The sequence below is a fragment of the Mesorhizobium sp. M0037 genome (assembly GCF_040323635.1).
Classification (GTDB): Bacteria; Pseudomonadota; Alphaproteobacteria; order Rhizobiales; family Rhizobiaceae; genus Mesorhizobium.
In genome coordinates, this window is record NZ_JAMYVB010000016.1 from 21,369 (window position 1) to 33,916 (window position 12,548).

11 protein-coding genes are annotated in these 12,548 nt (G+C 61.8%); all 11 read right to left on the minus strand.

Going from position 1 to position 12,548, the window contains the following annotated elements:
* Positions 1–30: 30 nt before the first annotated feature.
* Complete coding sequence (locus NKJ78_RS22425) at positions 31–1,584, minus strand: cation:proton antiporter (protein WP_023704038.1); 1,554 nt, start codon at positions 1,582–1,584, stop codon at positions 31–33.
* A gap of 152 nt (positions 1,585–1,736) precedes the next feature.
* A complete protein-coding gene (locus NKJ78_RS22430) occupies positions 1,737–2,801 on the minus strand; it encodes an ABC transporter ATP-binding protein (RefSeq protein ID WP_023691836.1) in 1,065 nt (354 codons plus the stop codon).
* Between the two features lie 30 nt (positions 2,802–2,831).
* Positions 2,832–3,623: an ABC transporter permease gene (locus NKJ78_RS22435; RefSeq protein WP_023704039.1), complete on the minus strand. Its 792-nt coding sequence runs from the start codon at positions 3,621–3,623 to the stop codon at positions 2,832–2,834.
* Positions 3,620–4,534, minus strand: coding sequence for an ABC transporter permease (locus NKJ78_RS22440; RefSeq protein WP_023671170.1), 915 nt, complete (start codon positions 4,532–4,534; stop codon positions 3,620–3,622). The genes NKJ78_RS22435 and NKJ78_RS22440 overlap by 4 nt, the downstream gene beginning before the upstream one ends.
* 63 nt (positions 4,535–4,597) lie before the next feature.
* Positions 4,598–5,704, minus strand: coding sequence for an ABC transporter substrate-binding protein (locus tag NKJ78_RS22445; RefSeq protein ID WP_023671169.1), 1,107 nt, complete (start codon positions 5,702–5,704; stop codon positions 4,598–4,600).
* A 239-nt stretch (positions 5,705–5,943) separates the two neighbouring features.
* Positions 5,944–7,116 carry an iron-containing alcohol dehydrogenase gene (locus NKJ78_RS22450; protein ID WP_023683212.1) on the minus strand — a complete coding sequence of 391 codons (1,173 nt, stop codon included), beginning with the start codon at positions 7,114–7,116 and terminating at the stop codon, positions 5,944–5,946.
* 18 nt (positions 7,117–7,134) lie between these two features.
* Complete coding sequence (locus NKJ78_RS22455) at positions 7,135–8,520, minus strand: aldehyde dehydrogenase family protein (protein ID WP_023737622.1); 1,386 nt, start codon at positions 8,518–8,520, stop codon at positions 7,135–7,137.
* Between the two features lie 13 nt (positions 8,521–8,533).
* Entirely contained in the window at positions 8,534–8,953 is a 420-nt protein-coding gene (locus NKJ78_RS22460) for a type II toxin-antitoxin system VapC family toxin (protein WP_031253200.1), read from the minus strand.
* Positions 8,950–9,405, minus strand: coding sequence for a DUF7662 domain-containing protein (locus NKJ78_RS22465; RefSeq protein ID WP_023737620.1), 456 nt, complete (start codon positions 9,403–9,405; stop codon positions 8,950–8,952). Before NKJ78_RS22465 ends, NKJ78_RS22460 begins: the two co-directional genes overlap by 4 nt.
* 90 nt (positions 9,406–9,495) lie before the next feature.
* A complete protein-coding gene (locus NKJ78_RS22470) occupies positions 9,496–10,866 on the minus strand; it encodes a glutamine synthetase family protein (protein ID WP_023701008.1) in 1,371 nt (456 codons plus the stop codon).
* An 80-nt stretch (positions 10,867–10,946) separates the two neighbouring features.
* On the minus strand, positions 10,947–12,503 hold the full coding sequence (locus NKJ78_RS22475) for an amino acid permease (protein WP_352562638.1): 1,557 nt from the start codon (positions 12,501–12,503) through the stop codon (positions 10,947–10,949).
* Between the last annotated feature and the right edge of the window lie 45 nt (positions 12,504–12,548).

A 12,548-nucleotide genomic window follows, 5' to 3' on the forward strand; every position in this document is an offset into this window, starting at 1 on the left:
ACCGGCACGACGGCGGAACTGGGCCAGCGTCTATGATGTGGTCAGCGGCTGGAACCGGCCCGCCGGCGATGCCGCCAGTTCGGCCCAGTCGATCTCTTCCTCCAGCCGGTGGTAGGCTTCGTCGCCGATCGTGCCGTTGCTGCGCAACTCCTCGAGCGTGTCGCGCTGGCGGTTGATGGCATAGAGGCGCAGCCGGTCGTATTCGGTCGCGGCCTGAGCGTCCTCCGGGTTTTCCGCAATCAGGCGCTGCGCTTCATACTGTTCGCGCACGACGGCGGCGGCCGCAGATGTCTTGCGGCTCAGCACGTCCAGTGCTGCCTGCATGATGGCGACGCGCGCCTGCGCCACCTCATTGTCGACGGTTCTATCGGGGTCGAAGTTGATCCAGCGCAGCAGCGGCTTCAGCGTCATGCCTTGCAGCACCAGCGTGCCCAGCACCACCGCGAAGGCGGCAAGCACGATCGGGTCGCGGCCGGGAAAATCGGCCGGCAGCGCAATGGCCACCACCAGCGTCACCAACCCACGCATGCCGCACCAGCCGACAATGACGGCGCCGCCGAACGTCGGCAATTCCCGCCTTGCCTCTTGGCTGCCGAAGCGGGCAAGCCACCGGATGATCGCGACGTAACTCGCCACCCAGACAAGGCGCGCGACGATAACGACGACCAGCACCGTTGCGGCGAAAAGGAATGCTTCGCCTTGCCCGTCGCCGGCCAGCCTGCCAACGATCGTGCGTGCCTGCAGGCCCATCAGCACGAAAGCCAGCACGTTGAGCACGAACACCGCCGACTCCCAGACCGAATAGGTGCTGACGCGGCGTCTCGCCGACGACTGGCGCGGCGCCCTGCGCGCAATGGTCATGGCATAGACGACGATGGTGATGATGGCGGAAAGGCCGAGCCTGTCGGCGATGATCCACACGGCGAAGGTTCCGGCAAACTGCACCACCGTGCTGCTCGCCGCATCCTCGATGCGGCCGAGCGCCAGCAGCGAGACGCGGCCAAACAGATAGCCCGCGATCACACTGCCGATCGTTGCCAGCAGGATCACCGGAACGGCGTTGCTGAGCATGATCGTGCCAAGCGCGGCCGAAACCGCCAGCCGGTAGATCAGCAGCGCCGTGGCATCGTTGAGCAGGCTCTCGCCCTGCAGGATGGCGGTGATGCGGTGCGGTACCTTGAACTGGCTGAGCACGGCGGATGCGGCCACCGCATCCGGTGGCGCGACGATGGCGCCAAGCGCGATTGCCGCCGCGATCGGCAGGCCGGCCATCTTCCAGCCGACCAAGGCAACCACCACGGTGGTGAAGACCACGGCGCCCAGCGCGAGCAACGCGAGCGACAGCCGGTAGCGCTTGAGGTCGCGCAGCGACGTGTCATAGGCGGCGTCGAGAAGCACCGGCGCGATGAACAGGGCAAGCGCCAGCTCCGGATCGATCTCGATCGTCGGCGCACCGGGTACGAAGGCAATCGCGACGCCGGCCAGAGCCAGCAGGGACGGATAGGGAATTTCCAGCCGCCGCGACAGCGCCGTCAGCGCGACGGCAGCCAGAAGCAGGATGAGGGTAAGTTCGAATAGCGCCATGGCCCATCGTAGCGGCGAAGCGGCATCATGGGCAGTGGCTGGATGGCAAGATGCTGTTGATTGTCCAGCAAACGCCCGACCTTGGCAGGATACGGCCGTTCATCGCGCTGGCCTGATTCGACCGTCTCGGTTCCCTTGGGATGCTGCTTTTACTAGTGCAGCACCAGCATGTCGCTCGATGAAAACGATATCTCCGCCTTCTCGCCAACAGCCGGCGGTGGTGTGGCCGGGCTGTTGAAGGTGTCGAGCGACACCGTGTTGCCGCCGATGCCGACGCGAACGCGGATCACCGAGCCGAGGAAGTGCACTTCGGAGATTTCGCCCGACAGGCTTGAATCGCGACCGGGCTGGCGCCCTAGCGAAATCGCCTCGGGACGCAGCGCCAGCGACAGGGTGTCACCGGACTTCGAGCCGTTGAGCTTGCCCTTGAGCGAGACTTCCTGCGTGTTGACTTGCACCGTGCCGGCCGCGGCGTCAGTGACCTTGCCTTCGAGCACGTTCAGCGTGCCGACGAAATTGGCGACGAACTTGGTCGCCGGCCGGTTGTAGATCTCGAACGGCGTGCCGACCTGCTCGGCCTTGCCGCCATACATCACCGCGATGCGGTCCGAGATCGACAGCGCCTCTTCCTGGTCATGTGTGACGAAGATGGTGGTGATGCCGAGCTTCTTCTGGATCGAGCGGATTTCCTCGCGCAGCGAGACGCGCACCTTGGCGTCGAGCGCCGACAGCGGCTCGTCGAGCAAAAGCAGCTTCGGCTTCGGCGCGATGGCACGCGCCAGCGCGATACGCTGCTGCTGGCCGCCTGAGAGCTGATAGGGATAGCGGTCTGCCATCTGCGGCAGCTTGATGATGTCGAGCATCTCGGCGACCCGGGAATCGATCTCTGCCCTTGCCATGCCGGCGACCTTCAGGCCGAAGCCGATATTTTGCGCCACGGTCAGGTTCGGGAACAGCGCGTAAGCCTGGAACACCATACCGACATTGCGCTGGTTGGGCTTCAGCCGCGTAATGTCCTTGCCTGCGACGACGATCTTGCCCGCCGACGGCTCTTCGAAACCGGCGACCATGCGCAGCACGGTGGTCTTGCCGCAACCCGATGGCCCAAGGAAGGAAACGAACTCGCCCGGCTCGACATCAAGATTGAAATCTTCGACCACGGTGGTGGCGCCGAAGGATTTTCGCACATGCTGGATGGAGAGGAATGGTTCGGCCATGGCTTTTTCTTTCGATCAGTACTTTGTCGATCAGTTCGGGCGGTTCGCCGATCTCGGCGCGAAACGGGACAGGATCTGGATCAGCGACATACAGCCCCAGGTGATGGCGAAGGCGATGATGGCAAGCGCCGCCGGCTCATAGGCGCGGTTGGCGCCAACGTTTTGAAGATAGGGGCCGAAGGCGGGCCGGTTGAGCAAGCTGGCCATGGTGAATTCGCCAATGACGATGGCGAAGGTAAGGAAGGCGCCCGACAGCACGGCGATCAGCACATTGGGCAGGATCACACGACCAATGATCGTGCCCCAACCGGCGCCAAGGATCTGCGCCGCTTCGGTCAGCGTCCTGACGTCGATGGTGCGCAGTCCGGTATCGACCGCGCGATACATGTAGGGCAGCGCCAGCATTGCATAGCCGATGACCAGCAAGGCATTTGTGCCCATGTCGGTCGCCAGGAACGGCAGCGGCGAATTCGAACCGTACATCCTGATATAGCCGAAGACGATGACGATGGCGGGAATGACTAGCGGCAGCAGCGTGATGAACTCTACGATCGGCCGCAGTTGCGGCAGGCGCAGTCGAATCCAGTAGGCGGCGGGCACCACGATCAACACGCCCAGAATGATGGTGAAGATGGCGGCAAGCACTGAGTAGCCAAAGGTCGCCTGAAAACGAGGGTCGCCAAGCACGATCTGATAGGCGTCGAAGGAATAAGCGCCGCGCCGCATGCGCAAGGAAAATTCCACCGTCGCGATCAGCGGAATGAAGAAATAGGCCCCACCCAGCCCGAAGACGACCCAGGCCCAGAATTTTCCGGACTTCATTTCAGCCACCTCTCCGAGCGCGTCCGGAACCAGATGTAGAAGACATTGGCCAGCCCGGTGATGACGATCATGCCGAAGGCGATCGCATAGCCGAGATGGGCATTGTGCAGCACGTCACCGCGTATCTGCGCATAGAGCAGGATCGGCACGATGTTGAGTGAAGAGCCGGTCAGCGCATAGGCGGTGGCGATGGCGCCGAAGGCATTGGCGAAGAGCAGGATGACCGTGCCGAGGAAACTCGGCCAGATCACCGGGATGACCACCATGCGCCAGTATTGCGTCTGGGTGGCGCCAAGCGTCGCCGCAGCCTCGCCCCACTCCTTCTTCAAGCCGTCGATCGCCGGCGTGATGATGACCACCATTAGGGGAATCTGGAAATAGACATAGGTCAGCGTCAGACCCCAGAACGATAGGATGTTGAAGCCGTGCGCATAAATGTTGAGGCCGAACACGGTGTTGAGCAGCACCGTGGCGAGACCGAGGCGTCCGAGCGTGGCGATGAAGGCGAAGGCCAGCGGTACGCCGGCGAAATTGGAAGCCACGCCGGAGAATGTCAGCGTCGCCGAACGTATCCACTCCGGCAGGCCGCCGCGCACGATGGCGATGGCGATGCCGAGACCTGCGAAGGCGCCGATCAGCGACGAGGAAAGGCTGACCTTGAGCGAGATCCAGTAGGCGGCGACAATCGATGGCTGCGCCAGTGCTGCTATGTTTTCGAACGTGAATTCGCCGGCATCGTTCTGGAATGCACCCAGCATCAGATAGAGCGTGGGTAGGATCAGGAACATGATGGCGAAGATGAAGAATGGCGCAACGCCGAGCCATTGCGTCGGCAGTCGCATTGCACGCGCCTCGCTGGGGGGCGCGGTCTTCCCGGCAACTGCGTGATCGGAAAGCGAGATATCTGTCATGCGCCGGCTACCGTCTCCGAGGAACACCGGGCGGCCGCGAGGCCGCCCGGTTGGTTTCAAGCCTTACTTGACGTTGGCGCCGACGACGGCATCCCAGTTCTTGGTGACGGCTTCCTTTGCCTTGCCCTGCTCGTCCAGCGTCGGGAACACCGCGGCAGCGTAAGCCTCGGCCGGCGGCAGCTTGGCCATCACGTCCGCCGGGAGCTTGCCGTTCTTGGCAAGATCGTTGAAGCGGATCGGGTGGCAATAGCCCTTCAGCCAGCCGATCTGGCCTTCGTCGGAGTAGAGATACTCCAGCCAGAGCTTGGCAGCGTTCGGATGCGGTGCGAAAGCACTGATCGCCTGCACATAGACGCCGGCAACGACACCGGTCTTCGGCACGACGACGTCGACGGGCGGATTGCCCTTCAGCGTGTCGCGACCGGCAAGTGCATTGTAATCCCAGGTCACCAGGATCGGCGTTTGGCCTTGTGCCAGGGTCGCCGGTTTGCCGATGACCGGCACGAAATTGCCGGCGGCGTTAAGCTTCTTGAAGAAGTCGAGACCAGCAGTGCCAGCAGCTTCGCCGGCAGCCGCACCACCGGAAATGCCGGCCGCGTAGACGGCCTGGATGGCCTGGTTCGAGGCGCGCGGGTCGCCGGCAAGCGCCACGGTGTTGGCGAATTCCGGCTTCAGCAGGTCAGCCCAGTCAGCCGGCGCTTCCTTGACGAGGTCCTTGTTCACCAGGAAGGATAGCACGCCATAGTAGTCGCCGGTCCAGTAACCATCGGCATCCTTGGCGCTGTCGGGGATCGAGTCCCAGGTCGACACTTTGTAGGGCTGGATCAGGCCGTCAGCCTTGGCGGTCGGGCCGAAGGACAGGCCAACGTCGATGACGTCGGGCGCCTGCGGGCCCTTGTTGTCCTTGTTGGCCTTGATCGCCTCGACCTCGTCGCCGGAGCCGGCATCGGGGTTGAGTTCGTTGATGGTGATCTCAGGATACTTTGCCTTGAAGCCGTCGATGACGGCGCCGTAGCCGCACCAGTCATGCGGCAGCGCGATGGTCGTGAGCTGGCCTTCCTTCTTCGCAGCGGCAACCAGTTCATCCATGGACTGGGCCGACGAGATAGCAGAGGTCGCCATGAGGGCGACGGCCGAAAGGGAAAGCACTTTCCCTGTGAACTTGAACATGTGTTCTCTCCGTTGAACTGGCGTCCTGGACGCCTGCGATGCGGTATCGGTTTCATATGACAGCCAGATGAAAGCTTTTTGAAACTGGCCCCCGGCGGTACGAAAAGTTAACTCTTTTTAACCGGCTGTAGCAATTAGCCTCGACTTAATTTCCCGGCTAATGGTTTATTGCCTTGCTTTTTGCCCCCTTGCCCTTCCTTTCCCTTCGTTTTTAGATCACGTCCGGCGCAGAAACCGCCTCAGACAGTGCCGGCGATAGTGTTCTCGAGCAGCGTCAGCGCCGCCTTTTTGGTCAGCCTGACCGGGTTGCCGCCGGCGGTCGGATCGACCACCGCCATGTCGGCGATCAGCCCTTTGCGCTTCTTGTCCATGTCGAGCCCCTTGATCAGATCGGGCAGCGCATGCGGCACCTTCAATTCCTTGCGCAGCTTGATGATCGCTTTGGCAAAGCCGTCGAAGCCACCCTTGATGCCGCAATAGGCAGCGAGCCGGGCAATCCGCTCCTCGATGGAGTCGCGATTGAAGGCCAAGACATAGGGCATGAACACCGCATTCGTCATGCCGTGATGGGTGTCGTAGAGCGCGCCGATCGGATGCGACAGCGAGTGGATGGCGCCAAGACCCTTCTGGAAGGCGGCAGCACCCATGGCGGCCGCACTCATCATGTGGGCGCGCGCGACAAGGTCCTTGCCGTTGGCGTAGGCCTTGGGCAGGTTCTCGAACACCAGGCGCACACCTTCCACCGCAATGCCGTCGGCCATCGGGTGATAGCCCGGCGCGCAATAGGCTTCGAGGCAGTGCGCCAGCGCATCCATGCCGGTGCCGGCGGTGATGAAGCCGGGCATGCCGACCGACAGTTCCGGATCGGCAATGACGATTGCCGGCAAAAGCTTCGGATGGAAGATCACCTTCTTGGTGTGCGTCGCCTCATTGGTGATGACGCCGGCACGCCCGACTTCCGAGCCTGTGCCGGCAGTGGTCGGCACGGCTATGATCGGCGCGATGGCATCCGAATTGGCGCGCGTCCACCAGTCGCCGACATCCTCGAAGTCCCAGATCGGCCGCGTCTGGCCAGCCTGGAACGCGATCAGCTTGCCGAGATCGAGCGCTGAACCGCCGCCGAAGGCGATGACGCCGTCATGCTTGCCCTTCTTGAACACGGCGATCCCGGCGGTGAGGTTGGAATCGACCGGGTTCGGCTTCACCTCGGAGAACACGCCATAGGATACCTTGGCGTCGTCGAGGATTTTCAGCGTCGAAGCGACGACCGGCAGTTTCGCCAACCCCGGATCGGTGACGAAAAGCGGCCGCTTAATGCCGGTGGCCGCGAGCACCTCAGGCAGTTCCTTGATGCGCCCGGCACCGAAGCGGACGGTGGTCGGGTAGTTCCATTTGGAGATCAGCTTGGACATGTCTTGTCTTTCAAAAAATCAGATGGCTTCGCGCAGATGGAAGGATTTCGGCCGGGTCAGATTGTCGTAGCCGAGCGCCGAAAGGGCAACGCCTTTGCCGGTGTCCTTGACGCCGGTCCAGACCAGCGCCGGATCGAGGTAGTCGCAGCGGTTCATGAACACGGTGCCGGTCTCGACGCGGTCGCCGATCGCCACCGCATGCTCGATATCGCCGGTCCAGATCGAAGCGGTCAGCCCGTAGGGGCTGTCGTTCATCAGCGCGATCGCCTCCTCGTCGTTACGCACCTTCATGATGCCGACGATCGGGCCAAAACTTTCCTCGCGCATGACGCTCATCTGGTGGTCGACGCCGGTCAGCACTTCCGGCGCCAGATAGGGCGAGCCGGCCTTGTCGTTAGCCACCTTCATATTGATGTGTGCGATTGCACCCTTGCGCAGCGCCTCGGCCTTCTGCTCGCGGATCAGGTCGGCAAAGCGCGCCTGCGCCATCGGCCCCATTGTCGTCGCCTGTTCCAGCGGATTGCCGACGACATAATTCTTCGTCTCGGCGATGAAACCTTCGACGAACTGGTCGTAGACCTTCTCATGCACATAGACGCGCTCGATGCCGCAGCAGCACTGGCCGGAATTGTAGAAGGCGCCGTCGACCAGATTGGCCACCGCATGGTCGAGCTTGGCGTCGGGCAGCACATAGGCCGGATCCTTGCCGCCGAGTTCGAGCCCGAGCGTCATGAAGGTGCCGGCCGCCGCCCTCTCGATGGCGCGGCCGCCGCCGACCGAACCGGTGAAATTGACATGGTCGATCTTGCCCGAGCCGAGCAGCTTCTCGGTCTGGGCATGGTTCAGCACGACATTCTGGAACACGCCCTTGGGCAGCCCAACCTTGTCGAACGCCTGCTGGAACCGTTCGCCAACCAGCAGCGTCTGCGCCGCATGTTTGAGGATAACGGTATTGCCGGCCATCAGTGCCGGCACGATGGTGTTGACGGCGGTCAGATAGGGATAGTTCCACGGCGCGATCACCATGACGACGCCGAGCGGATCCTTCTTCACATAGCGTCGGAAGCCGTCCTTCGGGTTGGATGCCGGCACGGATTTCAGCGCGGCTTCAGCGATCTCGACCATGTAATTGGTGCGTTCCCTGACGCCGCCGAACTCGCCGCCATAGCGCACCGGTCGCCCCATCTGCCAGGCGATCTCCGGCACGATCTCGTCGGTCATCGCGACCAGCGCTTCGAGCATCGCCAGCATAAATTTGCCGCGCTCGACGATCGGCGTCAGCGCCCACTTCTCCTGCGCCGCCTTGGCGCGCTCGACCGCGGCATTGATCGCCTGGTCGGTCGCGATCGGCCGCTCGGCGTAAATCGAACCATCGATGGGCGCTTTGAGTTTTACGGTTTCCAAAGGATACTCCAAGTTAGCAGGCTAGGGTGCGCAGATGGCCATTGCGGCCATAGCGAAGGATGGGCTCGTCACGCGTCACCAGAACCATGTCCAACGCTCTCGCACTTGCCATCAGTATCCGATCCGTGGGATCACCATGAGGCGGACCGGGCAGGTTGGATGACGCAATCAGAATGGCTGGTGAGATAGCGCTGAGCTTTGCCGACATTCGCTCGATGAATCGCTCCACGAAGTCGAGTGGCGCCAATGGCAGATTGAGCCGGCCCTTGGCTACGCCAATTCCGATCTCCCATGCCGACATCGGCGAAAGATACAGACGGCCGTCATAGGCCGCTTCCGAAATCTCCCGGCTTGCGTGCGGATCGATCAGACTATCGTTGGCGACAAAGATCATCGCACATGTATCCAGAAGCAGGTTTGGCCCTTCGCTCATTTACGCACCGCAAGTTTGCCGTCACGCGCGTCAGCCTCACCGCCCAGATAGCCCCGGTCCCATGGCTCGTCATCGAAAGGTTTGGTGATATCAAATCCGGCTTCGATTGTTATCAGGCCCTTCATGAAACCAAAACCGGGGTGGCGATCCGCGCGCGCCTCCTTTGGCGCGGGAGGCACGCTACCACTGGGCGGCGCCGAAATGGGCACTTTGCGAACGCGGCGAAATACCAGTTTCCCACTCCCTATATTGACGGATTCGGTCTCGAACCCGGCCTCAAGCCACTCCCTTGTCATGGGATTGTTGCTCGGATTGTTGCTCCACCATGCAGGGTATTGCTTCGATGCGGGCAGCGGCAGATTGAGCACTCTCTCGATTTCGGCGAATGACATCGGAACGCGATCGACATTTTGGGCAATGAGAAAGTCCTTGAGCGGCGCATATTTGGACATTGCAAACTCCTCAATGTAGCGCACTGTAGTTTACAGATACCATATGGTACTAACTTCACTACATTGTCAACATTAAAGCTGTATAAAGTTTTAATACCGCTCGAACCCCCTGTGCAGTTCCCAATCCGTAATCCGGCGGTCGTATTCGAACTGCTCCCACTTTGCGGTGTGGACATAATGTTCGAGCACGTCATCGCCGAGCGCCTGCTTCAGCATCTTCGACTTGGCCAGCGTCTCGGTGGCGTCGCGAAGCGTCTTCGGGATCTCTGGCAGGCGCGAGGCCTGGTAGGCATCGCCGACGAACGGCTTCTGCAGTTCGAGCTTCTCGTCGATGCCGGCAAGGCCGGCGGCGATCAGCGCGGCGAAAGCGAGATAGGGGTTCAGGTCGGCGCCGCCGATGCGGCATTCCATGCGGATGCCCTTGGTGCCCTCACCGCACAGGCGGAAGCCGGCGGTGCGGTTGTCCTCGCTCCACATGATCTTGGTCGGTGCGAAGGTGCCGGCCTGGAAGCGCTTGTAGGAGTTGATGTAGGGCGCCAGGAACCAGGTAAACTCCCTGGCATATTTGAGCTGCCCAGCCGCCCATTGCTGGCCAAGCGTGGACAAAGTCCAGTCCGCCTTCTTGTCGAAGAACAATGGCGTCTTGCCGTCGGCGCTCCACAGCGAATTGTGGATGTGGCTGGAATTACCGGCGAGCCCGTAATTGTATTTCGACATGAAGGAAATCGACTTGCCTTCGGACTCGGCAATCTCCTTGGCGCCGTTCTTCAGGATGACGTGGCGGTCGGCCATGTCGAGCGCTTCGGCATAGCGCACATTGATCTCTTCCTGGCCTGGGCCCCATTCGCCCTTGGAATTCTCGATCGGAATGCCGGCCGCTTCCATCTCGTTGCGAAGCCGGCGCATGACGCCTTCTTCCTTGGTGGTGATGCCGATCTGGTAGTCGCCAATATAGGGCGAAGCGGTATCGAGGCCCTGCCAGTGCTTCTTGCGGGCGGAATCATAGGTCTCGTTGAACAGGTAGAATTCGAGCTCGGAGGCGAAGTAGCCGATATAGCCGCGTTCGGTGAGCCGCTTGACCTGCTTTTTCAGCATCGCGCGCGGCGAATGCGGAAGGTCGTCATGGGTGTGGTGGTCGAGCACGTCGCAGATCACCAGCGCGGTCTTTTCCAGCCACGGAATCCGCCGCAGCGTCGCAAGGTCCGGCTTCATGACGAAGTCGCCATAGCCCTTCGACCAGCTTGCCGCCTTGTAGCCCGGCACCGGCTCCATATCGATGTCGGCGGCGAGCAGATAGTTGCAGCCATGCGTCTCGTCATGAGCAGAATCCACAAAGTACTGCGCCAGGAAACGCTTTCCCGCGAGCCGCCCCTGCATGTCGACGATGCAGGCCAGCACCGTGTCGATCTCGCCACTGGAGACCGCTTTCTTCAACTGATCGAACGAGAAATTTCCGGCCATTTCCTTTGGCACTCCAGTGCTTGGTCGTTGAGGACGAAACCATAGCCGGCTGCACGCCGGCCATGGCCATGATGGTGACGTCAGTGGCCGGTTTCGCCGACCGCCTGTTCGGCGGCCTTGATCGCTGCCTGACGTGCCGCGATGATGTCCCCCAGCGGCGGGCCCTGGAAGCGATTGCGCTCGAAGGCGAACCAGACAATCGCCGTCAGGATGAAGAAGCCGACGGTGATGTACAGCGCCCAGTCGTTCGGCGGCTGGATGCCGATGATGAAGATCAGGATCATCGACACGATCGAGAGAACGCCGAACAGCATGAAGATGCCACGGCCCAGGTTCCACGGTCCCATCTTGTCCCACTTCGGCGTTCCCCAGGCCACCATGCCGAGCACGATCGGCACGGTGAAGGACAGGAACAGGAAGATGACGGTGCAGGACACGACGATGGTGTAGGCCGAGGTGCCGGCGACCGAAACCAGCGTCGAACCCCAGACGAACAGCACCGACAGGACCGACGCCGTCCAGATCGCCGCCACCGGCATGCGATAGGTCGGGCTGACCTTGGCCAGTGCAGACGAGCCCGGCAGGCCGCCGTCACGCGAGAAGGCAAAGATCATGCGCGAAGCCGAGGTGACGGTTGCGAGGCCGCACAACAGCTGGGCGATGAACACGACGAGGTAGACGAACTCCTTGAGGCCGGGACTGACGCGCTGGTCGAAGGCCCAGAAGAACACGTTCCAACCCTGCTTGGCGGCGTCGTCCATGTTGGGGATCATCAGTACGAAGGCGGCCAGGAACAAATAGCCGAAGACCGCCGACCAGATAACCGACATCACCATCGCACGCGGCACCGATGAGGCCGCCTTGATGGTTTCCTCGGAAGTGTGTGCCGAAGCATCGTAGCCGGTGATGGTGTAGATCGGCAGCAGAAGGCCGAGAGCGAACACCCAGGCGTTCGAGACGGACGGCCAGACGCTGGCGCCGGCCTCACCCGAGTAGTTGTGGAAGGTGAAGAGCCGGCTGAAATCCCAGGTCTCGGCGGAGAACAGGCAGACGACAGCAATCAGGATCGAGCCGAAGAAGATCAGGTAGCCCGAAAAGTCGGTCAACTTCGCAGTCAGCTTGATGCCGAGATGGTTGATCAGGGCCTGGGCGCCGGTGATGATGACCAGGAAGATCATCTGATTGGTCAGCGTACCCTCGATGCCGAGCGTCGGCCCGAAGGCGCCGATGAAGAACGTCCAGGTGCCGACATTGATGGCGCCGAGCACGGTGATCAGGCCGAGCAGGTTGAGCCAGGCCGTCACCCAGCCGGTGCCGCGATTGCCGAGGATCGAACCCCAGTGATAGAGGCCGCCGGCCGTCGGATAGGCCGAGCTGATCTGCGACATGGCGACCGCGAAGGTGAGCGAGACGAAGCAGCCGACCAGCCAGCCGATGCCGATGCCGATGCCACCGGCGCCCGACGTTGCCTGCGCCAGCGAATTGATGCCGCCCGACAGGATGCAGATGATGGAGAAGGAAACGGCGAAGTTGGAGAAGCGGCTTAGCCGCCGCTCAAGTTCCTGGGCGTAGCCCATGGAATGGAGGTGCTTTACGTCTTCCGCCTTGTCTGTGTCTGAATAACCCGGTGCTGCCATTGTAGTCCCCTTTGCATTCTTAACTGGCCGGCCCTGCCCCGGTCG

Bases quoted from the DNA above. Each gene is read 5' to 3' on its own strand.
- NKJ78_RS22465 (WP_023737620.1), bottom strand. From the start codon at position 9,405: ATGTCCAAATATGCGCCGCTCAAGGACTTTCTCATTGCCCAAAATGTC.
- NKJ78_RS22445 (WP_023671169.1), bottom strand. From the start codon at position 5,704: ATGTTCAAGTTCACAGGGAAAGTGCTTTCCCTTTCGGCCGTCGCCCTC.
- NKJ78_RS22435 (WP_023704039.1), bottom strand. From the start codon at position 3,623: ATGAAGTCCGGAAAATTCTGGGCCTGGGTCGTCTTCGGGCTGGGTGGG.
- NKJ78_RS22460 (WP_031253200.1), bottom strand. From the start codon at position 8,953: ATGAGCGAAGGGCCAAACCTGCTTCTGGATACATGTGCGATGATCTTT.
- NKJ78_RS22425 (WP_023704038.1), bottom strand. From the start codon at position 1,584: ATGGCGCTATTCGAACTTACCCTCATCCTGCTTCTGGCTGCCGTCGCG.
- NKJ78_RS22430 (WP_023691836.1), bottom strand. From the start codon at position 2,801: ATGGCCGAACCATTCCTCTCCATCCAGCATGTGCGAAAATCCTTCGGC.
- NKJ78_RS22450 (WP_023683212.1), bottom strand. From the start codon at position 7,116: ATGTCCAAGCTGATCTCCAAATGGAACTACCCGACCACCGTCCGCTTC.
- NKJ78_RS22475 (WP_352562638.1), bottom strand. From the start codon at position 12,503: ATGGCAGCACCGGGTTATTCAGACACAGACAAGGCGGAAGACGTAAAG.
- NKJ78_RS22470 (WP_023701008.1), bottom strand. From the start codon at position 10,866: ATGGCCGGAAATTTCTCGTTCGATCAGTTGAAGAAAGCGGTCTCCAGT.
- NKJ78_RS22440 (WP_023671170.1), bottom strand. From the start codon at position 4,534: ATGACAGATATCTCGCTTTCCGATCACGCAGTTGCCGGGAAGACCGCG.